The sequence below is a fragment of the Micromonospora humi genome (assembly GCF_900090105.1).
Classification (GTDB): domain Bacteria; phylum Actinomycetota; class Actinomycetes; order Mycobacteriales; family Micromonosporaceae; genus Micromonospora; species Micromonospora humi.
In genome coordinates, this window is sequence record NZ_FMDM01000005.1 from 123,610 (window position 1) to 149,630 (window position 26,021).

The 26,021-nt window shown below is 74.5% G+C and carries 26 protein-coding genes; 17 read left to right on the top strand and 9 right to left on the bottom strand.

What is annotated here, in order from left to right:
* Positions 1–21 precede the first annotated feature (21 nt).
* The 3 genes from GA0070213_RS11305 to GA0070213_RS11315 all read left to right on the top strand — a co-directional run bounded on the left by GA0070213_RS11305 (position 22) and on the right by GA0070213_RS11315 (position 2,578).
* Positions 22–768, top strand: coding sequence for a hypothetical protein (locus GA0070213_RS11305; RefSeq protein WP_091061742.1), 747 nt, complete (start codon positions 22–24; stop codon positions 766–768).
* 176 nt (positions 769–944) lie between these two features.
* Entirely contained in the window at positions 945–1,766 is an 822-nt protein-coding gene (locus GA0070213_RS11310) for an HAD family hydrolase (RefSeq protein ID WP_091061744.1), read from the top strand.
* Positions 1,766–2,578, top strand: a complete 813-nt coding sequence (locus tag GA0070213_RS11315; protein ID WP_091061746.1) for an HAD family hydrolase — start codon at positions 1,766–1,768, stop codon at positions 2,576–2,578. The genes GA0070213_RS11310 and GA0070213_RS11315 overlap by 1 nt, the downstream gene beginning before the upstream one ends.
* Positions 2,579–2,620: 42 nt before the next feature.
* Here GA0070213_RS11315 and GA0070213_RS11320 read toward each other — a convergent pair whose 3' ends face one another.
* Positions 2,621–3,211 carry a bacterial proteasome activator family protein gene (locus tag GA0070213_RS11320; protein WP_091061748.1) on the bottom strand — a complete coding sequence of 197 codons (591 nt, stop codon included), beginning with the start codon at positions 3,209–3,211 and terminating at the stop codon, positions 2,621–2,623.
* Positions 3,212–3,268: 57 nt separating this feature from the next.
* On the opposite strand from GA0070213_RS11320, the gene GA0070213_RS11325 reads away from it, so the two are divergent.
* Together GA0070213_RS11325 and GA0070213_RS11330 are read left to right on the top strand one after the other, a co-directional pair.
* Positions 3,269–4,096: an alpha/beta hydrolase family protein gene (locus GA0070213_RS11325; RefSeq protein ID WP_091061750.1), complete on the top strand. Its 828-nt coding sequence runs from the start codon at positions 3,269–3,271 to the stop codon at positions 4,094–4,096.
* A gap of 49 nt (positions 4,097–4,145) precedes the next feature.
* Positions 4,146–5,363, top strand: a complete 1,218-nt coding sequence (locus tag GA0070213_RS11330; protein ID WP_091061752.1) for an ABC transporter substrate-binding protein — start codon at positions 4,146–4,148, stop codon at positions 5,361–5,363.
* A gap of 54 nt (positions 5,364–5,417) precedes the next feature.
* Here GA0070213_RS11330 and ddaH read toward each other — a convergent pair whose 3' ends face one another.
* A complete protein-coding gene (gene ddaH / locus GA0070213_RS11335; protein ID WP_217628609.1) occupies positions 5,418–6,251 on the bottom strand; it encodes a dimethylargininase in 834 nt (277 codons plus the stop codon).
* 59 nt (positions 6,252–6,310) lie between these two features.
* Between ddaH and GA0070213_RS11340 the strand changes: the two genes are divergently transcribed.
* Both GA0070213_RS11340 and GA0070213_RS11345 read left to right on the top strand, forming a co-directional pair.
* Positions 6,311–6,772 (top strand): Lrp/AsnC family transcriptional regulator, encoded by a 462-nt coding sequence (locus GA0070213_RS11340; RefSeq protein WP_091061756.1) that lies wholly within the window; start codon positions 6,311–6,313, stop codon positions 6,770–6,772.
* Between the two features lie 57 nt (positions 6,773–6,829).
* Positions 6,830–7,786: a zinc-binding dehydrogenase gene (locus tag GA0070213_RS11345; RefSeq protein WP_091061758.1), complete on the top strand. Its 957-nt coding sequence runs from the start codon at positions 6,830–6,832 to the stop codon at positions 7,784–7,786.
* 1 nt (position 7,787) lies between these two features.
* Here the strand turns inward: GA0070213_RS11345 and GA0070213_RS11350 are convergent, their stop codons facing one another.
* Genes GA0070213_RS11350 through mobA form a run of 3 tightly spaced genes read right to left on the bottom strand, consistent with a single transcriptional unit; the run spans position 7,788 to position 9,797 of the window.
* Entirely contained in the window at positions 7,788–8,888 is a 1,101-nt protein-coding gene (locus GA0070213_RS11350; protein ID WP_091061760.1) for a T3SS (YopN, CesT) and YbjN peptide-binding chaperone 1, read from the bottom strand.
* Between the two features lie 55 nt (positions 8,889–8,943).
* Positions 8,944–9,201, bottom strand: a complete 258-nt coding sequence (locus tag GA0070213_RS11355; protein ID WP_091062379.1) for a DUF6457 domain-containing protein — start codon at positions 9,199–9,201, stop codon at positions 8,944–8,946.
* Complete coding sequence (gene mobA / locus GA0070213_RS11360) at positions 9,198–9,797, bottom strand: molybdenum cofactor guanylyltransferase (RefSeq protein WP_091061763.1); 600 nt, start codon at positions 9,795–9,797, stop codon at positions 9,198–9,200. The genes GA0070213_RS11355 and mobA overlap by 4 nt, the downstream gene beginning before the upstream one ends.
* Positions 9,798–9,977: 180 nt before the next feature.
* On the opposite strand from mobA, the gene fdhD reads away from it, so the two are divergent.
* A complete protein-coding gene (fdhD, locus tag GA0070213_RS11365) occupies positions 9,978–10,832 on the top strand; it encodes a formate dehydrogenase accessory sulfurtransferase FdhD (protein ID WP_091061765.1) in 855 nt (284 codons plus the stop codon).
* Positions 10,833–10,919: 87 nt separating this feature from the next.
* On the opposite strand, the gene GA0070213_RS11370 is transcribed toward fdhD, so the two are convergent.
* On the bottom strand, positions 10,920–12,107 hold the full coding sequence (locus tag GA0070213_RS11370) for a DUF4192 domain-containing protein (protein ID WP_091061767.1): 1,188 nt from the start codon (positions 12,105–12,107) through the stop codon (positions 10,920–10,922).
* 161 nt (positions 12,108–12,268) lie between these two features.
* Here GA0070213_RS11370 and GA0070213_RS11375 point away from each other — a divergent pair, with 161 nt between their 5' ends.
* From GA0070213_RS11375 to GA0070213_RS11395, 5 genes are all read left to right on the top strand, one after another.
* Entirely contained in the window at positions 12,269–13,183 is a 915-nt protein-coding gene (locus tag GA0070213_RS11375) for a fructosamine kinase family protein (RefSeq protein WP_091061769.1), read from the top strand.
* A complete protein-coding gene (gene moaA / locus GA0070213_RS11380) occupies positions 13,180–14,196 on the top strand; it encodes a GTP 3',8-cyclase MoaA (protein ID WP_091061771.1) in 1,017 nt (338 codons plus the stop codon). The genes GA0070213_RS11375 and moaA overlap by 4 nt, the downstream gene beginning before the upstream one ends.
* Positions 14,193–14,444 (top strand): MoaD/ThiS family protein, encoded by a 252-nt coding sequence (locus tag GA0070213_RS11385; RefSeq protein WP_175441300.1) that lies wholly within the window; start codon positions 14,193–14,195, stop codon positions 14,442–14,444. The genes moaA and GA0070213_RS11385 overlap by 4 nt, the downstream gene beginning before the upstream one ends.
* A gap of 11 nt (positions 14,445–14,455) precedes the next feature.
* Positions 14,456–15,793 carry a metallophosphoesterase gene (locus GA0070213_RS11390; protein ID WP_091061773.1) on the top strand — a complete coding sequence of 446 codons (1,338 nt, stop codon included), beginning with the start codon at positions 14,456–14,458 and terminating at the stop codon, positions 15,791–15,793.
* A gap of 94 nt (positions 15,794–15,887) precedes the next feature.
* Entirely contained in the window at positions 15,888–19,073 is a 3,186-nt protein-coding gene (locus GA0070213_RS11395; protein ID WP_091061776.1) for a UvrD-helicase domain-containing protein, read from the top strand.
* A 47-nt stretch (positions 19,074–19,120) separates the two neighbouring features.
* On the opposite strand, the gene GA0070213_RS11400 is transcribed toward GA0070213_RS11395, so the two are convergent.
* Together GA0070213_RS11400 and GA0070213_RS11405 are read right to left on the bottom strand one after the other, a co-directional pair.
* A complete protein-coding gene (locus tag GA0070213_RS11400) occupies positions 19,121–19,825 on the bottom strand; it encodes a prepilin peptidase (protein ID WP_091061778.1) in 705 nt (234 codons plus the stop codon).
* An 11-nt stretch (positions 19,826–19,836) separates the two neighbouring features.
* Positions 19,837–20,844, bottom strand: coding sequence for an EamA family transporter (locus tag GA0070213_RS11405; RefSeq protein WP_091061780.1), 1,008 nt, complete (start codon positions 20,842–20,844; stop codon positions 19,837–19,839).
* A gap of 86 nt (positions 20,845–20,930) precedes the next feature.
* On the opposite strand from GA0070213_RS11405, the gene GA0070213_RS11410 reads away from it, so the two are divergent.
* Both GA0070213_RS11410 and GA0070213_RS11415 read left to right on the top strand, forming a co-directional pair.
* The gene (locus GA0070213_RS11410) at positions 20,931–21,779 is read left to right on the top strand and encodes an LppU/SCO3897 family protein (protein WP_091061782.1); all 849 of its coding nucleotides are present in this window, start codon (positions 20,931–20,933) and stop codon (positions 21,777–21,779) included.
* 134 nt (positions 21,780–21,913) lie between these two features.
* Complete coding sequence (locus GA0070213_RS11415) at positions 21,914–23,149, top strand: ATP-binding protein (RefSeq protein ID WP_091061784.1); 1,236 nt, start codon at positions 21,914–21,916, stop codon at positions 23,147–23,149.
* A gap of 7 nt (positions 23,150–23,156) precedes the next feature.
* On the opposite strand, the gene GA0070213_RS11420 is transcribed toward GA0070213_RS11415, so the two are convergent.
* Positions 23,157–23,702: a GNAT family N-acetyltransferase gene (locus GA0070213_RS11420; RefSeq protein WP_091062384.1), complete on the bottom strand. Its 546-nt coding sequence runs from the start codon at positions 23,700–23,702 to the stop codon at positions 23,157–23,159.
* Positions 23,703–23,828: 126 nt separating this feature from the next.
* Between GA0070213_RS11420 and GA0070213_RS11425 the strand changes: the two genes are divergently transcribed.
* Together GA0070213_RS11425 and GA0070213_RS11430 are read left to right on the top strand one after the other, a co-directional pair.
* A complete protein-coding gene (locus tag GA0070213_RS11425; protein WP_091061787.1) occupies positions 23,829–24,374 on the top strand; it encodes a DoxX family protein in 546 nt (181 codons plus the stop codon).
* Positions 24,375–24,580: 206 nt separating this feature from the next.
* A complete protein-coding gene (locus GA0070213_RS11430) occupies positions 24,581–26,017 on the top strand; it encodes a glycosyltransferase 87 family protein (protein WP_091061789.1) in 1,437 nt (478 codons plus the stop codon).
* Positions 26,018–26,021: the final 4 nt, after the last annotated feature.

Consider the following 26,021-nt stretch of genomic DNA (forward strand, 5'->3'; position numbering starts at 1 on the left):
GCCGACGCCGAAGGGTGGCCGATGTCGCAGGATCTCCCGATTCCCAGACAGGACAACCGCTCCGACGGCACCACGGTGGTGGAGTGGGGCGACACCGACGCCGAGGCGACCTCGTCCGGTCGGGTGGGCCGGTCGCTGGCCGGACTGGGCCGCGACCACCGCCTGCCGCCGGTGCTCGCCGGGCTCGGCGCGGTCGCCGTGCTCGCCTCGCTGATCGGCGAGTGGCTGGTGATCACCGTGCCGAACGAGGGTGAGGACGGGAACACCACGTTCCGGTTGCCCAGCGGCGTCGCCGAGATCGGCGGCTTCGGCGCCGCGTACCTCGTGGGTCTGCTCGGCCTGTCGGTAGCGGTGGCGCTGGCGTTGCGCGGCGCTCCGGCGGTGCGTCAGCACGCCCGGATCGCCGGGCTGGGCCTCGCGGCGACCCTGCTCGGCGTGCTGGTCGCGGCCGCCGCCTCCCTGCAACAGCTCGCCCGGCGCGTCCTGTTCTTCCCGACCGAGCAGCGCCTCCAGGTCGAGCACGGCCGCGGCCTGGTCACCGCGTTCGTCGCCGTCGCGCTGCTGGGGGCCACGCTGCACCTGGCCGGGCGGGTCGGGGACCGCGCCACCGACGACCGGGCGGACGCCGACGCGGCGCCGGACGACGGGGAGCCGGACGACCGGCGCGCCCGGCGCCGGCGGAGCCGGGACGACGAGGTGCCGGCGGGCCCGGCCGACCTCACGGTGGAGCCGACGGTGCCGTTCGCCGGCCCGGAACGCTCCCGCTGAGCGGGCCGACTCCCGTTTCCCGGCCACCGGATCGCCGCCTCGGATTCGTGGGCGATTCGCCGGAATGCCATGGTCGGCCCCGTTCGCGCGAGATACGGTTGCCTGCCCACCGTCCGGTGGCCGCGGCACCGAGGACCTGGTCGGCCGGCGTGACGGTGGCGGGCGAAGGAGGAACCATGACCCGCCCGGGCCTGCCCAAGCTGATCGCCACCGACCTCGACGGCACGCTCGTCCGCAGCGACGACACCGTCTCCGCGTACACCCACGGGGTGCTGGACCGGGTGCGGGCGGCCGGGATCCCGGTCGTCGGCGCGACCGGGCGCGGACCACGACTGGCGGAGCTGAGCCGCAACGACATCCGCGCCGCCGACTTCCTGGTGATGGCCGGTGGCGGGTGGGTGGTCGACCAGAGCGACCCGGCCGGTCCGTTGGTGCTGCGCGACGAGCGCCTGCGCGGTGAGGTGCTCGCGGGCATCCTCGCCGACCTCGAGGCCGCCGTCGGCCCGCTCACCGTCATGGTGGAGGCGTCCGGCGAGCACGACGCCCCGCTCTGGGGCGACTACCACCCGAGCTGGCCCTACCCCGACCGGTTCGAGGCGCGCAGCCGGGCCGACTGCCTCTCCTGCGACGTGGTCAAGGCGTTCGCCCGGACCGAGGACCACCACGTCGACGAGCTGCTCGCGGCGGCCCGCCGGATCGTGTCGCCGGAGGTGGCCACGCTCACCCAGGCCGGGCTCGGCTTCGTCGAGATCTGCCCGCCCGGGGTCGACAAGGCCACCGGGCTGAGCGTGGTCGCCGAGCGGCTCGGCGTGGACCCGGCCGACGTGCTGGTCTTCGGCGACCAGCCCAACGACCTGCCGATGTTCGGCTGGGCCGGCTGGTCCCGGGTGGCGGTGGCGAACGCCCACCCGGAGCTGCGCGCCGCCGCCGACGAGATCACCCTGCGCAACGACGACGACGGCGTCGCGGTCTACCTGGACCGACTACTCTCCCGGTGATGGGAGAGCCACCTCGACTCGTCGCGACCGACATCGACGGCACGCTGCTGGCCGACGACCGGAGGCTCAGCCCGCGTACCGCGGGGGTGCTGGCCCGGATCACCGCCGGGGGCACGCCGGTCGTGCTGGTCACCGGCCGTCCGATCCGCTGGCTCCAGCTCGTGTACGACCAGCTCGACGCGCCGCTGCCGGCGATCTGCGCCAACGGCGCCGTGGTGTACGACCCGATCGCCGACGAGGTGCTGCGCGCCGACCCGCTCGCCCCGGAGCTGCTGGCCGAGGTGGCCCGCCGGCTGCGCGCCGAGGTGCCCGGGGTGAGCTTCGCCGTGGAGATCGTGGACAGCCGGCAGATGCGACACGAGGCGCACTATCCGCTGCGCTGGGACGCCGACGCGGACGCCATCCGGGCCGTCGAGTCGCCGGAGGAACTGCTCGCCGCGCCGGCGGTGAAGTTGCTGGTCCGGGCCGGTGAGCAGGATCCGGACGTGTTCGTCCGGGTGGTGGCCGGCGCGCTGGAGGGGCTGGCCGAGGCGACCCACTCGTCGTACAGCGGGCTGATCGAGATCTCCGCCGCGGGCGTGACCAAGGCGGCCGGCCTGGCCTGGTTCGCGGCCCGGCTGGGCATCGACGAACGGGACGTGCTGGCCTTCGGCGACATGCCGAACGACGTGCCGATGCTGACCTGGGCCGGTCGGGCGGTGGCGGTGGCCAACGCCCACCCGGCGGTGCGGGAGATCGCGGACGAGGTCACCGCGGCGAACACCGAGGACGGCGTGGCCGCGTACCTGGAGAAGGTCTTCGGGCTGGACTGACTGTGCGGGCCGGGGCACGTCGCGCGCCCCGGCCCGCGCGGGTCACAGGTACTGACCGGGGGCGTGGCCCTCGGTGCCGCCCGGAATCCCCGGCATGCCCGGGACCATCCCGGCCGGGCCGCTGGGGAGCGCCTGGCGGCCGGAGCGCATCTGCTCCAGCTGGACGCGGGCGGCCATCTGCTGGGCGACCAACGCCGCCTGGATGCCGTGGAACAGCCCCTCCAGCCAGCCGACCAGCTGGGCGTGGGCGATGCGCAGCTCGCCCTCGCTGGGCGCCTGCTGCTCGGTGAACGGCAGCGAGATGCGCTCCAGCTCCTCGCGCAGCTCGGGGGCGAGCCCCTCCTTCAGCTCGACGATCGAGCGCTCGTGGATCTCGCGCATCCGGTGCCGGCTGGCGTCGTCCAGCGGGGCGGCCTTCACCTCCTCCAGCAGCTGCTTGATCATGCTGCCGATCCGCATCACCTTGGCCGGCTGCTCGACCAGGCGGGTCGGGTCCTCGGCCGCGCCCTCCTCGGTCTGCACGGTGCCGACCGGTCGGCCGTCCGGCCCGACCACCACCACGGTGCCCGGGATGCCATCGTTGCCCTGTTCGCCGTCGTGTCCGCCGGAGTGTGCTTCGGTCATGGCACCCATCTTTACCCACCCCGACCACGCACACGCGCCCAGGACCGGACCGGCTACCGTCCCCGCATGCCCCGCGACCCCCGCGACGTGCTGACCCGACCGGCGCCGCCGCCGGACGCCACCGTCGCCTACGGCGACCACCCGGACCAGTGCGCCGACCTGCGCCGCCCTTCCGGCGAGGGGCCCGCCCGGCCGCTGGTCGTGGTGGTGCACGGCGGATTCTGGCGGGCGGAGTACGACCGCGCCCACACCGGCCCGATGGCGGCCGCGCTGGCCGCGCTCGGTCATCCGGTGGCCCAGCTCGAATACCGCCGGACCGGTCCGCCGGGCGACGGTCGGCCGCACCCGCTCACCGACGTGCTCGCCGGGGTCGCCGCCCTGCCGGGGCTGGCCGCCGCCGCGCTGCCCGGCCGGGTGGCGCCGGTCCCGCCGGTCCTGGTCGGTCACTCGGCCGGCGGGCACCTCGCGCTGTACGCCGCCGCGCACACGCCGGACTCCGTCGCCGGGGTGCTCGCGCTGGCGCCGGTCGCGGACCTCGCCGAGGCGTACCGGCTGGACCTGGACGGTGGGGCGGTGGCCGCGCTGCTCGGCGGTGGCCCGGCCGACGTGCCGGACCGGTACGCGGACGCGGATCCATCGGCATTGGTGCCGGTCCGGGTACGCACGGTAGTCGTGCACGGGACCCTCGACCAGCAGGTTCCGGTGTCCACGAGCCGCTCCTGGGTGGCCGCCGACCGGGCCGCCGGAGGCAGTGCCACGCTGGTTGAGCTGCCGGAATGCGAGCACTTCGGGCTGATCGCGCCGGATTCGGCCGCCTGGCCCCGGGTTGTCGAGGCGTTGCGGTCCCTTCACGATGATCTTCAGGGCATTGACGCAGCGTCGCCGACCAGGTAGAACGCCGAAGGGGTGTGCACCATGGCCACCCCGGCGGGAAGGAAGTTCGGTGGCACAGATGAACCGCAGGCGGGCCCTGCAACTGCTGGCCGCGCTCGGCACCACCGGACTCGTGGCCGGTTGCGGCTCCGGGGACGACACCGAGGAGGCCGCGTCCGGCAGCCCGATCAAGATCGGGTTGATCGTGCCCGGCAGCGGCCCGAACAAGGCCATCGGCGACGAGATCACCAACGGCTTCCAGCTCTTCCTGAGCACCCACGGTCAGCAGCTCGGCGGACACCCGGTCACGGTGGTGCAGGCCGAGGAGGGCGACAGCGCCGCGACCGGCAAGGCCGCCGTCGACCGGCTGCTGAAGGAGGGCGCGCTCGCGCTCACCGGCGTGGTCAGCCCGGCCGTCATGACCGGCATCCGGAACGTCGTGGAGGAGGCCCGGGTGCCTCTGATCGGCTCCAACGCCTCGCCCACGGAGCTCCAGGGCGTCGTCTACATCTGGCGGACCTCGTACGTGCTGGACGAGCCGGGCTTCGCGCTCGGCGAACACCTGCGCCAGACCCTCGACCCGTCCAGCCGGATCGCCATCTTCGGCGCCCAGGGAACGGGCAGCCAGGACGTCGTCGCCGGGCTGCGGGAGGGCTACGAGAAGGGCCGCCGGCTCACCGAGGACCCGATCTACACGCCCAACTACGCCAACCCCGGCAAGAGCGCCTACGCCGGGCCGATCCGCAAGGCGCTGGCCCGTAAGCCGGACGCGGTCTTCTGCCACTACAGCGGCTCGCAGGCGGTGCAGTTCATCAAGCAGCTCTACGACGAGGGTTACCGGGGTCCGATCTACGCGCCCGGGTTCCTCACCGAGGGCACCGTCCTCGAGCAGCTCGACGACGGCGAGAAGGGCCGGGAGCGGAGGCTGATCGAGGAGTACGGCATCGAGACCGCGCTGAACTACTCGGCCGACCTGAACAACACGCCGAACCGGGTCTTCGCCTCCGCCTACCGCAAGACGTTCAACACCTCGCCGACCACCTACGCGATGGCCTCGTACGACGCCGCGCAGGTGCTGGACAAGGCGATCCGGCTGGTCGGCGGCGACCCGTCCCCGACGCAGCTCAACCTGGCACTCGGCAAGATCGGCCAGATCGACAGCCCGCGCGGGCCCTGGCAGTTCAACCAGCCGCGTACCCCGCAGCAGAAGTGGTACCTGCGCAAGGTGCAGTTGGACGGCCGGATGCTCTCCAACGTGGTGACCAACGAGCTGGCCACCCTCGGCTGACGCGACGAGGGGCGGCCTCCCCACCGGGAGACCGCCCCTCGGGCACGCCCGACGTCAGTGCCGCAGCTCGGCGATGCAGCACTTCACGCTGCCGCCGCCCTTCTTCAGCTCGGCCAGCTCCACCGGCACCGGCTGGTAGCCGGCCGCCTTCAGGGTGCCGGCCAGCCGGGTGGCCTCGCTGTTCAGCACCACGTTGAGCCCGTCGCTGACCAGGTTCAGGCCGAAGGCCAGGGCATCCTCGTCGTCCGCGACGACCGCGTCCGGGAAGAGCTGGTGCAGCACCCGCTGGCTGGCCGCCGAGAAGGCGCCCGGGTAGTAGACGACGTTCCCGTCGTCGATCGAGGCGAGCGCCACGTCCAGGTGGTAGAAGCGCGGGTCGACCAGGCGCAGCGAGACCACCGGTCGGCCGAGCGCCTCCTGCGCCTCGGCGTGCGCGGCCAACTCGGTGCGGAAGCCGTGGCCGGCGAGGATCAGCCCGCCGTGCGCCTCCGGCAGGTACGCGAAGTCGCCCTCCCCCTCGTTCGTCTCGCTCGGCGCGATGAAGTGCCAGCCCTGCGCCTCGTAGAACGCCCGGTGCGCGGCGGCCTCGCCGACCCGCTGCTCGTGCTTGAACCGGGCGCCGTAGACCGTGCCGTCGACCACGAAGGCGCCGTTGGCCGCGAAGACCATGTCCGGCAGGCCCGCCTCGGGGGTGAGCGTGTGCACGTCGTGGCCGAGCCCGAGCAGCGTCTCGCGCAGCCGGTCCCACTGCTTGACCGCCAGGTCGGCGTCGACCGCCGTGGTCACGTCCATCCACGGGTTGATCGCGTACTCGACCGCGAAGTGCTCGGGGGAGCACATGAGATATGTCCGCTTTCGCGGGACTCGCTGCTGGTTCACGGTCACCAAGAGTAGGTACGGTAGAACTTTGGTAACAGCCACAACCGTTGCTTCCCAGAGGCGGAACGTTGCAGATAGACGCGGTCGACCAGCGAATCATTGCGTTGCTCGTGGCGGACGCTCGCGCGTCGTACGCGGACATCGGCACCCGGGTGTCACTCTCCGCCCCCGCCGTCAAGCGCCGGGTGGACCGGCTGCGCGCGGCCGGGGTGATCCGCGGCTTCACCGCCGTCGTCGACCCGGCCGCGGTCGGATGGACCACCGAGGCGTTCGTCGAGCTGTTCTGCGCCGGCCGGACCACCCCGACGCAGATCGGCGTCGCCGCCCGCCGGCACCCCGAGGTGGTCGGCGCCTACACCGTCTCCGGCGAGGCCGACGCGCTGGTGCACCTGCGCGCCGCCGACATCTCCCACCTGGAGGAGGCGCTGGAACGCCTGCGGGCCGAACCGTTCGTCACCTCCTCCCGCAGCACCATCGTGCTGTCGCGGCTGGTCGAGTCACCAGGCGTCGGGCCGTCCCACACGGGTTGACCTGAACCCCGCTTCACGTCGTTGACTGGGCGCAGGCGGAAGATTCCGGGAGGCGCGATGCGTGCGGTGTGGCTGCGGGAGTTCGGCGGACCGGAGGTGCTGGTCCCGGGGCCGGCGCCCGACCCGACGCCCGGGCCGGGTCAGGTCCTCGTCGAGGTGGCGCACGCGAACATCACGTTCGTCGAGACGATGTTCCGGGCGACCGGCTTCGGCCCGTTCGCCGCCGACCTGCCGCTGATCCCCGGCAACGGCGTCGGCGGCACGATCACCGCGGTCGGCCCCGGCGTCGACCCGACGCTGGTCGGCCAACTCGTGGTCACCGGCACCGGCGGCACCGGCGGGTACGCCGAGCGCGTCGTCGTCGACCGGGACGCGCCGATCCCCGTACCCCCGGGGTTGCCGCTCGATCAGGCGGTGGCGGTGCTCGCCGACGGCCGGACCGCCCTCATGCTCACCCGGTCGGCGAACCTACGGCCCGGCGACCGGGTCCTGGTGCTGGCCGCGGCCGGCGGCGTCGGCACCCTGCTGGTGCAGCTCGTCGGTCTCGCCGGCGCCACCGTGGTGGCCGCCGCCGGCGGCCCCGACAAGACCGCCCTGCTCCGCGGCGCGATGCTCGACGTGGTCGTCGACTACCGGGAGCCGGGCTGGGCCGACCCGGTCCGGGCCGCCGTCGACGCCGTCGACGTGGTCTTCGACGGGGTCGGCGGCACGCTCGCCCGCGAGGCGTTCGACCTGCTCGACCGCGGTGGCCGGATGATCAGCTACGGGTTGGCCAGCGGCGCCTGGGCGGACGTGCCGGCGGACGCCGCCGCCGACCGCGCGGTGGCGCTGCTGCGGCCCCGCCCCCGGCCGGACGAGCTGCGCGCACTCACCGAGGAGGCGCTCGCCATGGCCGCGGCCGGCCGGCTCCGGCCGCTGATCGCCCAACGTTTCCCGCTGGAGCGGGCCGCCGACGCGCACGCCGCCATGGAAGCCCGCTCCACCGTCGGCAAGACCCTGCTCGACGTGCGCTGACTCAGAGGTACATGCCGGTGCGGTGCTCCTGCGCCCGCGCCGGCTTGTCGCCCTCACCGAAGAACCGCTTGCCGCCGAACTCGCCGTGCAACCGGTCGTCCAGCTCGTCGGCGAGACCGGTCATCACCTGCACGGCCAGCATCAGGTGGGTGGCCTGGAAGTTCCGGCCGAAGACCGGGATCGACGCCCAGACCGTGTCGTCGGCGCAGTAGAGCCGCCCGATCGGCATCCGGTTGGTCAACTCGGACAGCTTCACGTAGAGCCGCTCGGTCGGCTCGACCTCGGTCAGCACCGGCGAGAAGACGTCGACCAGCGGCGGATTGTCCCGCACCCGCACGAAGACCATGGCCGAACCGGCCCGGATGTTGATGTCACCGTCGGAGTCGACCTGCACCTGGTCGGAGTCCGACTTCAACATCGTCGAGACGACCGTGCGGACCCGCTCCGCCAGGGCCAGCACGTCGTTCTCGCCCGCCTGCGCCGCCGCCGCGGCGGCCAACGCCTCGTCCAGGTCGGCCTCCACGTCGAACTCCGAGCCGACGACGCCGCGAGCGGTGCCGAGCGGCTCCACCGGCAGCGGCTCGCCGTCGGCGTCGTGCACCAGGTAGACCAGGAACGCGGGATGCGGAGCGCCGTAGACGTCACGCAGCGTCCGGGACAGCACGGCGGACAACCGGGTCGCGTCGTCGACGCCGCAGTCCAGGCCGAACTGGTCACCGGAGCCCGGCACCACGCCCGGCGGCGACCAGCCCAGCGCCACCATGTCCGCCACCGCCGCCCGGTCCAGCCGGTAACCCGCCGGCAGTGTGGCGTTGCCGACCGCCCGGCCTGACAGGCCACCCTCCGCACCGGCGTCCGCGCTGACCGAGTAGACGGCGTCCCCGGTCCCGGAGGCCGTCGGGTCGAGCGTCACCTCCAGGTGCCCGCCGGCGGGCAGCTCGCGCAGCCGGTCGGCCAGGGCCCGGGCGAACTCCCGCCAGGCCTCGGTCACCTTGGCCCGCAGGTCGGCCGTGGTCGGCTCGTCCAGCAGGATCGACTCGTGCTGCTCCGGCGCACCGCCGGAAGGCTGGTCGACCGGCGCCGAGGGGTGGTCTGCCGTCATGATCGCCTCCGTCCGTTCCCGCCACCCTACCCAGGGACACGTCCGGCCGGCCGCGCTACGTCGCCTCGGTGGTCCCGTCCAGCTCGACCGGCCACGAGCCCGCGAGAGCGCTGATCCGGGCGGCCGCCGCCGCCGGATCCGCGCCACGCCCCACCGCCAGCCCCAGGAGGTACGCGCTGACCGGCGCGCCCGGCCGGAGCACCTGGTGCGCCACGTCCCGGGCCACGTCGAGCACCGCCGACACCGGCACCTCCGACGCATCCAGGTCCAGCTCGGCGCAGGCCGCGGTGAGCCAGTCGTCCATCACCGTCATGTCGTCCACTCCTCGGCCCGGCGTACGTCCTCGTCAGTGTCGCAGTCGAACCAGGGCGGCGCTCCGGCACCGGACCAGGCGACCTCCCGGACCGTGGTGCCGGCCAGCAGCCCGCGTACCGACGCCCCGTCGACCGTCCCGCCCCGACTCGCCGCCAGCCGGTCGAGGGCGGTGCGCAGCGCCGGCAGGCGCCAGACCCCGCAGAGCTGCTGCCGGCGGCCGTCGCCGTCCACGTAGCAGGCCAGCCCGTCGACCGACCCGTCGAGCGCGCGCCGCAACTCGGCCACCGCGGCGGTGGTGAGCAGCGGCAGGTCGGCGGCGAGCAGGGCGACAGTGGGCGGGTCGGAGCGCAGCTGGGCCAGCCCCGCCGCGGTCGCGGCCACCGGGCCGCCGCCGGGCGGATCCTCCCGGGTCACCCGCACGCCCGCCGGCACCGGGCCGGGCGGACCGACCACGACCCGTTCACTCGCGTCGGCCACCGCCGCCAGCACCCGGTGCAGCATCGGCCGCCCACCGACCGGACGGGCGGGCTTGTCCATCCCACCCATCCGCCGGGCCGCGCCGCCGGCGAGCAGCACCGCCGCGTACCCGGTCACCGCCTCACCCTACCCAGGGTCCCGGTCGCCAACCGTCCGCTCGACCGCACTCCGTCGAGGTGGCGGGCTCGACCCGGCCACCTCGCCGCGCTGGTGCGGATCACCGCCGGCCGGGGCCGCGGGCGCTCCACCGGGAGCGTGAAGGTGCGGGCGGGGCGCGGCCCGGGAGAGGATGGCGGGATGGGACGGGCGACAGACCGGCGAGGCGTGCTGCGGATCGACCTCGGGGCGACGGGTGACCGTGGGGCCCGGGTTCGCCGGCAGGACACCCTGGCCGTGGAGGAGCCGCTGGAGATCCGGGTCGGGCCGGCCGGCGCCGGTCGCCGCCGCCCGCTCGCGGTGACCATGCGGACCCCCGGCGACGACCTGGATCTGGCGATCGGCTTCCTGCTCACCGAGGGGCTGATCCGCTCGGCGGAGGACGTGCACACCGCGCAGCTGTGCGCCGGGGCGGACACCCCCAACACCTACAACGTGGTCGACGTGGTGCTCTCCCCCGGCGTGCCGGAGCCGGAGACCGACCCGTCGCGCAACTTCTACACCACCAGCTCGTGCGGGGTGTGCGGCAAGGCGAGCATCGAATCCGTGCGTACCCGCTCCCGGTTCGCCGTGCGGGAGGACCCGCTGGAGGTCACCGCCGAACTGCTGGCCGGGCTGCCCGACCGGCTGCGCGCCGCGCAACGCGCCTTCGACCGAACCGGCGGCCTGCACGCGGCCGGGCTCTTCGGCGCCGACGGTGAGCTGCTGGTGCTGCGCGAGGACGTGGGCCGGCACAACGCCGTGGACAAGGTCGTCGGCTGGGCCGCCCGGGCGGACCGGCTGCCGCTGGCCGGCCACGTGCTGCTCGTCTCCGGCCGGGCCAGTTTCGAACTCACCCAGAAGGCGTGGATGGCCGGCGTGCCGCTGCTGGCGGCGGTCTCTGCGCCCAGCACGCTCGCCGCCGAACTGGCCGAGGAGGCCGGGATGACGCTGGTCGGCTTCCTGCGCGACCCGACCATGAACGTCTACACCGGGGCGCAGCGCGTGACCGCCTGACCCGCAGCAGCCGGTGGAGCCGGCGACCGGACCCACCCATCGGGACGCCCGCACGACCGCTGCACGGTCGGGCAAGCGTCTGCGCGCTCAGCGGGGCGGGCGACGACGCCGGCGGCGCAGCACGGCCCCGCCGGCGTTCGCCGGCCAGCCGTCCAGCTCGGACGGGGGCACGCCACGGCGGAGCGCGTCGTCGAGGAGCACCGCGAGCGGGTATTCGGGGTGGGCCGCGAGCACCCGCTCCAGGGCGACGGCGGCCAGCGCGCCGTGCCCGGCCCGCCAGGCGGCGAACGAGAGCAGCGTGCCGGGCGCCGCGCTCAGATCCGGCTCGGCGCGGCGGAAGACGTCGGTCCAGAGACTGATGTCGGCGTCCCGGCCGTCGGTGCGGGACCAGGCGTGGTCGCGCACCGCGACATGGGTCAGGAGCACGGTCAGCCAGGCCACCTCGTCGTCGTCGAGCCGCTCGCCACGCCGCTGCCGCCGGAACGCGGCCCGCACCGCCGCCGCGCCGGTCGAGCGCAGGGCCCGAGCCTCCCCGCGCCGGCCGCCGGTCGACCCGCCGGCCGGCCCACCGCCGGAGGAAGCGCCACCGGACCCGCCCCCGTCCCCGGCACCGCCCACCGGCTCACCGCTCGCCGGCTCACGGCTCGGCGCGGCAGCGCCCGGCTGGTGGCCCTCGACAGCGGCACCGCCGGGCGGGAGGCCGCCGGTGAGGGCGGCCAGCCGGTGTCGCGCCCGCCCGGTGGCCCGACGCATGGCCAGTCGGACCGGACCGTCGAACGGCGACACCTGTGCGGCCAGCGCCGCGCGGTCGGGCAGGGCGACCTGACCGGCGAAGACGGCTGCCGCGCTGACCTGGCTGGCGACCGGGTCGTACGGCGTGCCGTCGGCCGGGCAGCAGGCCGGTTCGCCGCAGAGGTAGGACCACCAGCGGCCGTCGGTCACCCGGAGCGCGTCGAGGACGACCAGACCCGCCTCGTCCAGCGCCGCACCGACCGCGTCCACAGCACCGGTGACCCGGGCGGCCGGGCCGTAGCCGATGACCGTCGCGGCGTCGGCGTCCTGCCGCACCACCACCTGCGCCAGGTGCCGGGCCGCCGGACCCGGGTCGGCGCCCGGTTCGGGCAGGTCACCCCGGGCGGCGAAGACCACGCGGCGGCCCCGCACCGCGACCACCACGACGCTGTCGGCGGGATGGAAGCCGAGCAGGTAGGGCACCGCGACGACGAGGTCGGCCGGCGAGCGGACGGAGAGGCGGGGGCGCTCGGTCGAGTTCATGTCGGGAGCGTGCGTGCCGGCCGGTCGTCACGGGAGGCCCTGTGGACGACACGCGGTCCGTCCACAGACACGCTGCGTATCGGTCCAGCTGACCGTCGACCGCCGGCGATCGGGGTACGACACGGCCCTCGGATGTCCCAGGCAGGGACTACCTTGCGGTCATGGACCTGGCGTACCTGCGGGCACACCCGGCGCACCTGCCGACCTTCCTGACCCACCAGCGGATCCGGGAGACACCGGTCGCCGGTGGCGACATCTGCACCGCGTCCCGGCTCACCCTGGACGACGGGCACTCCGTCTTCACCAAGAGCTGGCCGGAGCGGGCGGCGCGACCGGTGCCCGACGGCTTCTTCGCCACCGAGGCGGCCGGCCTGCGGTGGCTGCGTGAGGCCGACGCGGTGCCGGTGCCCGACGTGCTGGTCGCGCTGCCGGAGCTGCTGGCGCTCGACTGGGTCGAGCCGGGTGAACCGGGGCCGAGGGCGGCGGAGGCGTTCGGCCGCGGGCTGGCCGCGCTGCACCGGGCCGGCGCGCCCGCGTTCGGCGCGGAGTGGCCCGGGTTCATCGGCGCACTGCCGCAGGACAACACCCCCGACCCGGGCCCGTGGTCGAGCTGGTTCGCCAGGTGCCGGCTGCTGCCGCACCTGCGGGCGTCGGTCGACCGGGGCGCGCTCACCGGGGCCACGGCGGCGCTGGTCGAGCAGGTGGTCGACCGGGTGGGCGAGTTCGGCGGCGACGAGCCGCCGTCCCGGCTGCACGGCGATCTCTGGCCCGGCAACCTGCTCTGGGGCGCCGACGGCCGGGTCTGGCTTGTCGACCCGGCGGCGCACGGCGGCCACCGCGAGACCGACCTGGCTCAGCTGGCGCTCTTCGGCGGCCCGCCGCACCTGGACCGGATCATGGCCGCCTACCGGGAGGCCTGGCCGTTGGCCGACGGCTGGCGCGAACGGGTGCCGGTGCACCAGCTGCACCTGCTGCTGGTGCACACCGCGCTCTTCGGCGAGACGTACGCGGAGGCGGTGTCCTCCGCCGCACGGGCCGCGCTCCGGGCCCTCGGACGCGCTACGGTCGACGGATGACCGCCTCCCGGACGACGGCCGACGGGGTTCTCGCCGACCGGTACGGTCGCGTCGCCCGGGACCTTCGGGTCTCGCTGACCGACAAGTGCAACCTGCGCTGCACCTACTGCATGCCGGCCGAGGGCCTGCCCTGGCTGGCCGGTCCGCAGCTGCTCACCGACGACGAGATCGTGCGCCTGGTCGGCGTCGCGGTGCGGCGGCTCGGCGTCACCGAGGTGCGTTTCACCGGTGGCGAGCCGCTCATCCGGCCCGGGCTGCCCGGCATCGTGGCGGCCGTGGCCGCGCTGTCGCCCCGGCCGCGCATCTCGCTGACCACGAACGGCATCGGCCTGGCCCGCCTCGCGCCGGCGCTGCGCTCGGCCGGGCTGGACCGGGTGAACGTCTCGCTGGACACGCTCGACCGGGACCGGTTCGCCGCATTGACCCGCCGCGACCGGCACCATGACGTGCTCGCCGGGTTGGCCGGCGCGGCGGACGCCGGGCTGACCCCCGTGAAGATCAACGCGGTGCTGATGCGCGGGGTCAACGACGACGAGGCGCCGGAGCTGCTCCGGTTCGCCCTGGCGCACGGCTACGAGCTGCGGTTCATCGAGCAGATGCCGCTGGACGCGCAGCACGGCTGGGACCGGTCGACCATGGTCACCGCCGACGAGATCCTGGCCGCCCTGCGCGCCGAGTTCGCGTTGCGGCCCGACCCGGCCGAGCGGGGCGCCGCGCCGGCCGAGACCTGGCTGGTGGATGACGGGCCGGCCCGGGTCGGGGTGATCGCCAGCGTGACCCGGCCGTTCTGCGGCGACTGCGACCGCACCCGGCTCACCGCCGACGGCCAGGTGCGAAACTGCCTCTTCGCCACCGACGAGTCCGACCTGCGGGCCGCGTTGCGGGCCGGCGCCGACGACGAGGATCTGGCCCGTCGCTGGCGCGCCGCCATGTGGGGCAAGCGCGCCGGGCACGGCATCGACGACCCGACCTTCCTGCAGCCCGTCCGGCCGATGTCCGCGATCGGAGGATGACGGTGGAGTTGACCGTCCGCTACTTCGCCGGGGCGCGCGCCGCCGCCGGCCGCGCCGAGGAGACCGCATCCGCCGGCCGGTCGTTGGACGAACTCCTCGACGACCTGGCCGCGCGGCACGGAGAGCGACTGGCGATAGTGCTCAAGGCGGCGAGTTTCCTGGTCGACGGCGTGGCCTGTCATGATCGTCGGGCACCGTTGCCGGCCGGGGTCACGGTGGACGTGCTGCCACCCTTCGCGGGCGGCTGAGGGAGGCCGACGTGCTGGCGATGGCGACATTCGTGGGTTTCGTCGTGCTCGTCATCGGTCTGATCCACTTCTACCTGTGGAAGCGGATGGTCCGCGACACCACCCGCCCGGGGCGGGCCCGCCGGGTCGGGGCGGTGGTGGCGATCCTGCTCGCGCTGCTCGTGCCGGCGACCATGGCCGGCACGCAGAACGGTTTCTACTGGCTGGCCTGGCCGGGCTACCTCTGGCTGGCCCTGATGTTCTACCTGCTGGTGCTGCTGCTGGTGCTCGAGGTACCGACCGCGGTGGTCCGGCTGGTCCTGCGCCGGCGGGCCCGGTCGGCCACGGCCACCGGGCCGGAACCCGAGCCGGCGCTGGTCGGCGCGCCCGGCCCGGCCCGGCCCGGCGACGCCCGCCCGGCCGGTCGCACCGGCGACGCCGGCAGCCCCACGCCGCCGGACGACCCCGACGACACGTCCCCGACCGGTGACGCGGGCGGCCCGCCGCCGACCGCGGGGGTGCCCGGCCACGACCCGTCCCGCCGGCTGCTGCTGGCGCGCGGCGCGGCGATCTTCGCCGGGCTCACGGCCGCCGGCGTGACCGGGTACGGCGTCCGCACCGCGATGGGTCCGCCCCGACTGGACCGGGTCCGGATCCCGCTGGCCAAGCTGCCCCGGAGCATGGACGGGCTGCGGATCGCGACCGTCTCCGACATCCACCTCGGGCCGCTGCGCGGCCGGGCGCACACCGAGCGCATCGTCGCGATGATCAATCGTCTGGACGCCGACCTGGTGGCGGTGGTCGGCGACCTGGTGGACGGCTCGGTGGCCGAGTTGGGCGCGGCGGCGGAGCCGCTGCGCGACCTGCGCTCCCGGTACGGGAGCTTCTTCGTGACCGGCAACCACGAGTACTACTCCGGGGTCGAGGAGTGGGTCCGCGAGGTGGACCGGCTCGGCCTGCGGGTGCTGCAGAACGAGCGGCAGGAGATCCGGGCTCGGGGCGGGGTGCTCGACCTGGCCGGTGTCAACGACGTGACCGCCGACGGCACCGGGCTGGCCGCGCCGGCCGACTACGCCGCCGCGCTCGGCGACCGCGACCCGAGCCGTCCGGTGGTGCTGCTGGCCCACCAGCCGGTGGCCGCGCACGAGGCGGCGAAGTTCGGCGTCGACCTCCAACTCTCCGGGCACACCCACGGCGGCCAGATGGTGCCGTTCAACCTGGCGGTGAAGCTCCAGCAGCCGGTGGTCTCCGGTCTGGGCGAGGTGGACGGCACCAAGGTCTACGTGACGAACGGGGCCGGCTTCTGGGGTCCGCCGGTGCGGGTCGGCGCTCCGCCGCAGGTGACGTTGGTGGAGCTGCGCGCCCCATAGCGTGCGGGAGCGGCCGCGTCCAGCACCGCATTGCTCAGGTCACGCGTACGCGTGGCGGCGGGCGGGTAGGCAAGCGGACGTGACAGGATGCGGCGTGCCTCCGTTCAGCGCCGCACCCCCCGGTGGCCTCCCGCCCTACGTCGCGGATCTGCACATCCACTCGAAATACTCGCGCGCGTGCAGCCGCGACCTGACCCTGCCGAACCTCGGCTGGTGGGCCCGGCGCAAGGGCATCGCGGTGCTCGGCACCGGCGACTTCACCCACCCCGCCTGGTACGACCACCTGCGGGAGACGCTGCACCCGGCCGAGCCGGGCCTCCACCGGCTCTCGCCGGAGGCGGAACGGGACATCGCCCGGCGGCTCCCGCCCCGGCTGGCCAGCGAGGCGGAGGCGGACCCGGTCCGGTTCATGCTGAGCGTGGAGATCTCCACCATCTACAAGCGGGACGACCGGACCCGCAAGGTGCACCACCTGATCTACCTGCCGGACCTGGACGCGGTGGGCCGCTTCAACGCGGCGCTGGGCCGGATCGGCAACCTGGGCTCGGACGGCCGGCCGATCCTCGGGCTGGACTCCCGCGACCTGCTGGAGATCACCCTGGAGGCCAGCGGGGACGGCTACCTGGTGCCGGCGCACATCTGGACGCCCTGGTTCTCCGCACTCGGCTCGAAGTCCGGCTTCGACGCGATCGCCGACTGCTACGCCGACCTGGCCGAGCACATCTTCGCGGTGGAGACCGGGCTCTCGTCCGACCCGGAGATGAACTGGCGGGTCGGCAGCCTGGACCGCTACCAGTTGGTGTCGAACTCGGACGCCCACTCGCCGCCGGCGCTGGGCCGGGAGGCGACCGTCCTCACCGCGCCGCGCGACTACTTCGCGATCCGCGAGGCGCTGCGCACCGGGGACGGGCTGGCCGGCACCGTCGAGTTCTTCCCGGAGGAGGGCAAGTACCACGCCGACGGGCACCGGCTCTGCGGGGTGAACTGGTCGCCGGAACGCACCCGCGAGGCGGGCGGGCGCTGCCCGGAGTGCGGCAAGCCGCTGACCGTCGGTGTGCTCAGTCGGGTGGAGGCGCTGGCCGATCGGCCGGCGGGGCACCGGCCGGCGCACGCCCGCGAGGTGGCCCACCTGGTGCCGCTGGCCGAGATCCTGGGTGAGCTGAACCGGGTGGGCGCGCGGTCGAAGAAGGTCGCGGGCAAGCTCAACGAGCTGGTCGCGGCGCTCGGCCCGGAGTTGGAGATCCTGACCCGTACGCCGGTGGAGGAGATCGGCCGCGTCGGCGGCGAACTGCTCGCGGAGGGCATCGCCCGGCTGCGCCGCGGCGAGGTGCGTCGGGTGCCGGGTTACGACGGTGAGTACGGGGTGATCACGCTGTTCGATCCGGCGGAACTGGGCGCCTCGGCCGGCGGTGGGCAGGACGCGCTCTTCGACGTACCCGTACCCGTGCCCGCGCAGCGGCGGCCCGCGGAGCCGGCGCCGAAGCCGAAGGCCAGGCGCCCGGCGGAGGCGCGGCCGGAGCCGAAGCGGAAGCCGCCCGCGCCTCCGCTCGCCCCGCCGCCCTCCCCGCACGAGCCGTTCGAGCCGATGCTCGCCGGCATGGAGGAGGTCGGCACCGGCCTGCTGGACCGGCTGGACGCGATGCAGCGGGTGGCGGCGTCGGCACCGGGCGGCCCGTTGCTGATCGTGGCCGGCCCGGGCACCGGCAAGACCCGCACGCTGACGCACCGGATCGCCTACCTGTGCGCCGAGTTGAACGTCTTCCCGGACCAGTGCCTGGCGATCACGTTCACCCGCCGGGCGGCCGAGGAGTTGCGGCACCGCCTGGACGGGCTGCTCGGGCCGGTCGCCGAGGACGTCACGGTGGGCACGTTCCACGCGCTCGGCCTGACCGTGCTGCGGGAGAACGCGGCGGCGGCCGGGTTGCCGGCGGATTTCCGGATCGCCGACGACGCCGACCGGGCGGCGGCCCGCGCCGAGGCCGGCGACGACGACGAGCGGTACGTCGCGCTGCTGCGCAAGCGGGACCTGGTCGACCTGGACGAGCTGCTCACCCTGCCGGTGACGCTGTTGAAGGGCGACCGGAAACTGGTCCGGGACTACCGGGAACGATGGAAGTGGATCTTCGTCGACGAGTACCAGGACGTCGACGCGGTCCAGTACGAGCTGCTGCGACTGCTCAGCACGCCGGACGGCAACCTGTGCGCGATCGGCGATCCGGACCAGGCGATCTACTCGTTCCGGGGCGCGGACGTCGGCTACTTCCTGCGCTTCTCGCAGGACTTCACCGACGCGCGGCTGGTCCGGCTGAACCGCAACTACCGCTCCTCCGCGCCGATCCTGGCCGCCGCCGTGCAGGCGATCGCGCCGTCGTCGCTGGTCCGGGGCCGCCGCCTCGACCCGGCCCGGCTCGACCCGGAGGCGCCGCTGGTCGGCCGGTACGCCGCGACCACGGTCGCCGACGAGGCCGACTTCGTGGCGCGTACCGTCGACGAGCTGGTCGGCGGCCTGTCCCACCGGTCGTTCGACTCGGGCCGGATCGACGGTCGGGCCACCTCGCTGTCCTTCTCCGACATCGCTGTGCTCTACCGCACCGACTCCCAGGCCGCGCCGATCGTGGACGCGTTGGCCCGGGCGAACATCCCGGTGCAGAAACGCTCGCACGACCGGCTGCGCGACCGCCCCGGCGTGGCCGCCATCGCCCGCGAGCTGCGCCACGCCGGTCTCGGCGGCTCGCTGACCGCCCGGGTGCGCGAGGCCGGTCAGGTCCTGGCGGAGCGCTTCGCGGTGCCGACGCTCGACGGCTCCGGCGCGGCACGCCCCGAGGACGTCCGTACGGCCGTGGATCTGCTCACGCCGCTGGCCCGGCGCTGCGACGACGACCTCGGGTCCTTCCTCAACCAGCTCGCCACCGGCGCCGAGGTGGACGCGCTCGACCCGCGCGCCGAGGCGGTCACGCTGCTCACCCTGCACGCGGCAAAGGGCCTGGAGTTCCCGGTGGTGTTCCTGGTCGGGGCCGAGGACGGGCTGTTGCCGCTGCGCTGGCCCGGCACCGAGCCGGACGAGGACGCGGTGGCCGAGGAGCGGCGGCTCTTCTTCGTCGGGCTGACCCGGGCGCAGGACCGGCTCTACGTCAGCCACACCGCTCGGCGGGCCCGGCACGGGACGGAACGGGAGACCCGCCCGACGCCGTTCCTCGACGTGATCGACCCGGCCCTGTTCGACCGGCTCGGCACCGCCGAGCCACGCCGACCGCGCGATCACCAACTCCGCTTGATGTAGAAGGAGGGGCCCCTTCTTAACGCCTCCGGTAGAGAAGGGGCCCCTTCTCACCACCGCGGCCAGGTGAGCACGGCGGCGAGCCAGGCGCCGGTGAGGATCGCCGGGCCGAACGGCAGCGGGGTGTCCCGGCGGATCCGGCCGGCGGCGAGCAACACGAGCACCAGCGTCCCGGCGAGCACGTGCGGGAGGAGCAGCCCGAGTCGGAGCGCCGGCCAGCCGAGCCAACCCAGCGGGAAACCGAGGGCGGCGGCGAGCTTCACGTCGCCGAAGCCGAGCCGGGCGCCCGGCAGCAGCGCGAGCAGCAGATATCCGACCAGGGACAGGCCGGCGCCGGACAGGGCGGTCGCCGCGCGGCCCGGTTCGCCGGTGACCAGGGCCGCGCCGACCAGGCCGAGCCCGCCGAGCGCCACCGCGCCGACCAGCGGATCGGGCAGTCGCAGCGCGATCAGGTCGGTGACCGCGAGCACCAGGCCGGCCGTCGCGATCAGCAGGAGGACCGGCAGCGCGGGGTCGGCGCCGTGCGTGCCGGCCAGCCCGCCGAACACCACGGCTCCGGCCACGGCCATGCCGCCCCGGAACGTCGCCGGGCCGACCCCGGCACCAGCGCCGCCGGGAGACAGGCCGAGGGCATCGCCGGACGGCACCGAGGCGCGGTGGCGAGGCCCGCCGACGAGGCGCCGGCCGAGCGGCACCGCGACCAGGCCGGCCAGCGCGCCGAGGAGCGCCGCCCCCGCCACCGACACCGTCGACACGGGCCGGGACGCTACCGCCCGGCCGGTCCCCGGACCGCCCCGTTCCCGGCTGACGGCGCGGTCCGGCGCGGGCGTTCGGTGCTCACCACCACCGCCACGCCGGCCACGATCACCGCGCCGCCGAGCAGCACCTGCGCGGTGACCGGCTCGGCGACGAGCAGGGCGCCGAGCGCCACCGCGACCGCCGGGTTCACGTACGCGTAGGTGGAGACCAGGGAGATCGGCGCGTGGGCGAGCAACCAGACGTACGCGGTGAAGGCGACGAGTGAACCGGCCACCATCAGGTACGCCAGTGCCACCCAGGACCGTCCGGTCACCTCGGCGGGATCGAAGTGGCGCAGCTCGCCCCGGACGGCCGCGATCACGGTGAGCGCCACCGCGCCGGCCACCATCTCGTAGACGGTCGCCACGAACGGATCGGCCGGCATCCGGATCCGGCCGGACAGGTAGGACCCGACCGACCAGCTGACCGCGCCCGCGACGACGGTCAGCGCGCCGGCCAGCGGCACCCCGCCCACGCCGTCGCGGGGCAGCACGAGCAGGACGAGACCGACGAAGCCGAGCGCCACCCCGGCGAAGGTCCATGGCCGGGGCCGGTCCCCGCCCACGGTGCGGAGCACCACCACCAGGAGCGGAACGGTGGCGACCAGCAGCGCGGCGACGCCGGAGGGCACCGCGTCGCCGGGTGGGCCGGACTCGGCGACCACCACCAGCCCGTTGCCGCCGGCCAGCAGCAGCACGCCGACGAGCGCCGCCGAGCCGAGGCGTCGGGGCGGCACGCGCAGCGAACCGGGCCCGCGCCGCAGCCGCAGCACCAGCGCGAGCACCGCCGCGGCGGCGGCGAACCGCATCGCGGCGGAGGTGAGCGGCGGCAGGGACTCGACAGCGACCCGGATGCCCAGGTAGGTCGAGCCCCAGAACAGGTAGACCAGGGCCAGGGCGGTCCAGATCAGGGCGGTACGGGCCGGCGGCGCAGGGGATCCGGTGGCGTCCGTCGCACTCGTGGGGCGTGAGCTCATCGGTGGACCACGCTACGGTGACCACGGCGTCGGCGTCGCCCCTTCGGTGGCCGGCCTCTCAGCACTGGCGTACCCAGGAGGCGTTCATGTCGAACTTCGGACCACCGGGCGGCGGCGCACCCGAGCCGTGGGGAGCGCGCCGCCCGGACGACGGCTACGCCCCCGACCCGCACCACGGCCCGGCGCCCGGCGGACCGCAGTACGGCGGGCCGCCGCAGCAGTACGGGCCGCCCCAGCAGTACGGGCCGGCGCCGGAGTGGACCGACGCCCCGCCGCAGCAGGGCTACCCGGCCGGACCCGGGTACGCGCCCGGACAACCGGCGTACGACGCCGGGCAGCCGCCCTACCAGGCGGGGCCGCCCGGGTACGACGCCGGACAGCAGCAGTACCCGCCGTACGCCGGGGGTCAGCCGCCGTATGCGGGCGGTCCGCCGCCGTACCTCGCCGGGCCGGCGCCCTACGACGAGCCGACGCCACCGAAGCGGGGGCGGGGCCCGCTACTGGTGGTGGTGATCGTGCTGGCCGTGCTGCTGCTGGGTGGCGCCGGGGCATACTGGCTGCTCGGCCGGGACGAGGAGAGCCCTACGGCCGGGACGACGGCCGCCACCGCGCCGGCCGCGGACCCGACGGCGACGGCGCCGAGCGAGGCGGCGGAGGCGACGCCCACGGCGGCGGCCCCGGCCTCGTCCACCGACCCGCGTTTCGTCAAGGCGGGGCAGTGTGTGGCCAACCAGGGCGGCAGCGGCCAGCCGAAGTTGGTGATCGCCGACTGCGCGCCGAAGACGTACGAGGTGCTGCGCCGGGTCGACGGCGCGACCAGCGGCAAGAAGGATGCCGAGGCGAAGTGCGGCAAGGTGGCCGGCTACACCGACTGGTACTTCTTCGACAGCGAGCTGGACACGCTCGACTTCGTGCTCTGCCTGAAACGGCGGTGAGACGTCGGTAGCCGAAACTAGGGCTGTCTAGCATCCACGCTAGACAGCCCTAGTTTCGTCTCGACGCCGACACGCGGTAGCCACCTCTACGCACGTCTAGCCTGGCCGCTAGACGAGCCGATACTGTGCGATTCGTGGATCCCGTCCGCAACCCGTACGCCCCCGGCGCCGGCCAGCGCCCGCCCGAACTCGCCGGGCGGGGGCGGGAGCTGGACGTCTTCGACGTGGTGCTGGAGCGCATCGCGCGCGGCCGGCCCGAACGCAGCCTGATGCTCACCGGGCTGCGCGGGGTGGGCAAGACGGTCCTGCTCAACACGCTGCGCTCGGAGGCGATCAACCACCTCTGGGGCACCGGCAAGATCGAGGCCCGGCCGGACCAGTCGCTGCGCCGGCCGATCGCCGCCGCGTTGCACATGGCGGTCCGGGAGCTGGCCCCGCGCCACCGCGCGCCGGACCGCATCGACGCCTTCCTCGGCGTGCTCAAGGCGTTCGCGCAGCGCTCCGCGCCGACCGGCCGGGGCGGCACGGCACCGAAGCTGCGGGACCGGTGGCAGCCCGGCATCGACGTGCCGGCCACCAGCGGCCGGGCCGACTCCGGCGACATCGAGATCGACCTGGTCGAGCTGCTCAGCGACGCGGCGACGGTCGCCACCGACGTGGGCACCGGCATCGCCGTCTTCATCGACGAGATGCAGGACGTCGGCGCCGAGGACGTCTCCGCGCTCTGCGCCGCGTGCCACGAGCTGTCCCAGCTCGGCGCGCCGCTGATCGTGGTCGGCGCCGGACTGCCGCACCTGCCGGCCGTGCTCAGCGCCGCCAAGTCGTACTCCGAGCGGCTCTACCGCTACCAGCGGATCGACCGGCTGGACCGGATCGCCGCCGACCAGGCGCTCTGCGCGCCGGCCGAGCGGGAGGAGGTCGAGTACGAGCAGAAGGCGCTCGACCTGCTCTACGAGAAGTCCGGCGGCTACCCCTACTTCGTCCAGGCGTACGGGAAGGCCACCTGGGACCATGCGCCCCGCTCGCCGATCACGGCGGCGGACGTCCGGGTCGCCGCGCCGGAGGCGGAGGCGGAACTGGCGGTGGGCTTCTTCGGCTCCCGGTTCGAGCGGGCCACCCCCGCCGAACGCGAATACATGCGGGCCATGGCCACGTTGGCGCTGGTGGACGGCGAGGAGGGCGCGCGGGACGACATGGACGCCGCGGTGCCCACCGCCGAGATCGCGCGGGCGCTCGGGCGCAAGCCGGCCAGCCTCTCCCCGGCCCGGGACGCGTTGATCAAGAAGGGCCTGATCTACTCCGGTGAGCGGGGGACGGTCGCGTTCACCGTGCCGCACTTCGGCCGCTACCTGCGTACCCAGCCGGCCTGAGCGTCGGTCAGACCCGCGACCAGGGCGGCGGGAAGACCACCTCGCCGGCCGGGGGCGGCGGCTCCTCGCCGGTGGACGGCGGCAGCACCAGCGCCTGCCACGGCTCCCCCAGCCCGGACCAGGGGCTGGTCAGCCCCAACCGGTCCGCCGGCCCGAAGCCGAACCGCCGGTAGTACGCCGGGTCGCCCAGCACCACCACCAGCCGCTCGCCCAGCTCGGTGGCGGCGTCGAGCGCCGCCTGCACCACTGCGGCGCCGTGCCCGACGCGCTGCCGGTGCGGGGCCACCGCCACCGGCCCGAGCACCAGCGCCGGCCAGCCGCCGCCGTCGGTGCGTACCCGCACCCGGCTGAGCAGGGCGAAGCCGACCACCTCGCCGCCGTACTCGGCGACCATGGCCAGCTCGGGGATCCACGCGGCGCTGTGCCGCAACTCCTCGACCAGGCCCACCTCCGGTGGGGCGGCAACGTCGGGTCGGGCGAACGCGGCGGCGAGCACCCGGGCCACCGGTGCCTCGTCGGCCGGGTCCTCCGGGCGAAGTCGCAGCGTCGTCACCCGCGCGACCTTACCGAACACGGCCGGTCCATCCGCGACGGTCGCTGAAATCGATACCGGACGGACGTCGATACCTTTCGTGTGTTGCAGGGGTGACAGGCCCGGGGACGGGGTATGACTGGAAGCATGAAGCCCGTGCGCTCCCTCGCTCGAACCATGTTGAGCGGCATCTTCGTGGTCAGCGGTGCCCGCAACCTGCGCAACCCGGAACGGCTGGTGCCCGCCGCGAAGCCGGTCACCGACCGGGTCACCCCGCTGATCCAGAACCTGCACCCGCGCATCCCGACCGACACCGAGACGCTGATCCGGGCCAACGCCGCGACGCAGTTGGTCGGCGGCCTGATGTTGGCCACCGGCCGGTTCAGCCGTCCGGCCGCGCTCGTGCTCGCCGCCACCCTGGTGCCGACGACCGCCGCCGGGCATCCCTTCTGGAACAACGACGACCCGGCCGCGCGCAACAACAACCAGATCCACTTCCTGAAGAACCTCGGCCTGCTCGGCGGGCTCCTCCTCGCCGCCGCCGACACCGAGGGCAGGCCGGGGATGCGCTGGCGCGCGGGCCACCGGATCGACCACTCCCGCCGGTCGGTCAAGCGCGCGGTCCGCACCGCCCGCCGGGAGGCGAAGATCGCCGTACGCTCCGCGGCGACCGCGCGCCGAATGCCCGGCTGACCACCAACCTGCACGGCCCACCACCCCCCCGCAAGGCACCAATCACCTGAACCGTCCGAGACCCGTTAACGCGGCGGAAATGTCGCAAACACGTGTGGGATCGGACACGGTCGCGTAACGCGGGAGGCAGCATCGTGAGGCGCCGTTCTAGGCTCCGTTCTGGACCTGGACGGGCACGACGACCTTGGTACGGGGGTGGCCACGCCATGCCGACGACAGTCGGTAGACGGACCAACCGCCTCGCCCCGACCCCCCGCGTCGTCCTCGGGGTCGACCAACGGATCGCGGTGCGCATCGGCATCGTGGCCGCCGTGTCGTACGCGGCCTGGCTCGCCGTCGGCGCCTTCGGCCGGCCGTACAACTTCTTCGACATGAAGATCTACCACGGCGCCGTGGTGTGGTGGGCGAGCGGCAACGAGCTGTACGACTTCGTCGCCCCCTCGACGACCCTCGGCTTCACCTACCCACCCTTCGCCGGCCTGGTCATGCTGCCCATGTCCTGGCTGCCGGTGGACGGTGCCGGCTTCGTCAACGCACTGGCCAGCATCGGCGCGCTCGCCGTGGTGCTGGCGGCGTTGCTGCGCCCGATCGTGGACCGGCTCGGCTGGTCGCTCTGGTTCACCGTCGGCATCGCCACCCCGCTCGCCGTGGCGATCGAGCCGTCCCGGGAGACGCTCGGTTACGGCCAGGTCAACCTGCTGCTCTTCGCGTTGATCATGATGGACCTCGTCGGTCTGCGCTGGCGGGCCAAGCGCGGCACCCACCACGAGACCGCCGAGACGCCGCTGGCCCGCTTCCTCTACAGCGGCGCCTGGGCGGGGGTCGGCATCGGGCTCGCCACCGCCGTGAAGCTCACCCCGGCGCTGTTCGTGGGCTACCTGATGCTCACCCGGCAGTGGCGTGCCGCGTGGATCGCGGTCGCCACCGCGGCCGGCGTCACGCTCGCGACGTTCGGCGTGGTCGGCGCGGAGTCCCGCACCTACTTCACCGACGTGCTGTGGCAGACCGAGCGGGTCGGTGCTGCCGACATGACCGCCAACCAGTCCCTCGCCGGCCTGCTGGCCCGGCTCTACGACTCGATCGAGACGCCCGGGCTGCTCTGGCTCGCCTTCTCGGTGCTGGTGCTGGCGCTGGGCCTGTCCCGGGCGATCAGCGCCCGCGCCGACGGCGACGAGCTGACCGCGTTCACGCTGGTCGGGCTCACCGCCAACGTGATCAGCCCGATCTCCTGGTCGCACCACCTGGTCTGGGTGATCCCGGCGATCGTGGTGCTGGCCGACGCCGCGGTGCGCCGCCGCGACGCCAGTCGGGGCCTGCCGCTGCGCGGCGCCGTGTCGCCCGCGACGAACGGCGTGCCCACGTTGCGGCCGCCGATCTGGTATCCCACGCTGACCGGGTTCCGGCACGCGGCCGGCGCGCTGGGGCTCTATCTGCTGTTCCTGATCTCACCGATCTGGCCGTACGAGCACCAACTCCCCGAGGTGTCCCACTACCAGGACGGCCTGTTCGGCGCGCTGATGGAGAACTCCCTGGCCATCGCGCTGATCGTGCTGGTCGCCGCGCTGCCCTGGCGGCCCGGCGCCGAACCGGCGTTCTATTCCGACCGGCTGGCCCGCACCGCCCAGCTCGCCGGCCGCCGCTGAGCGG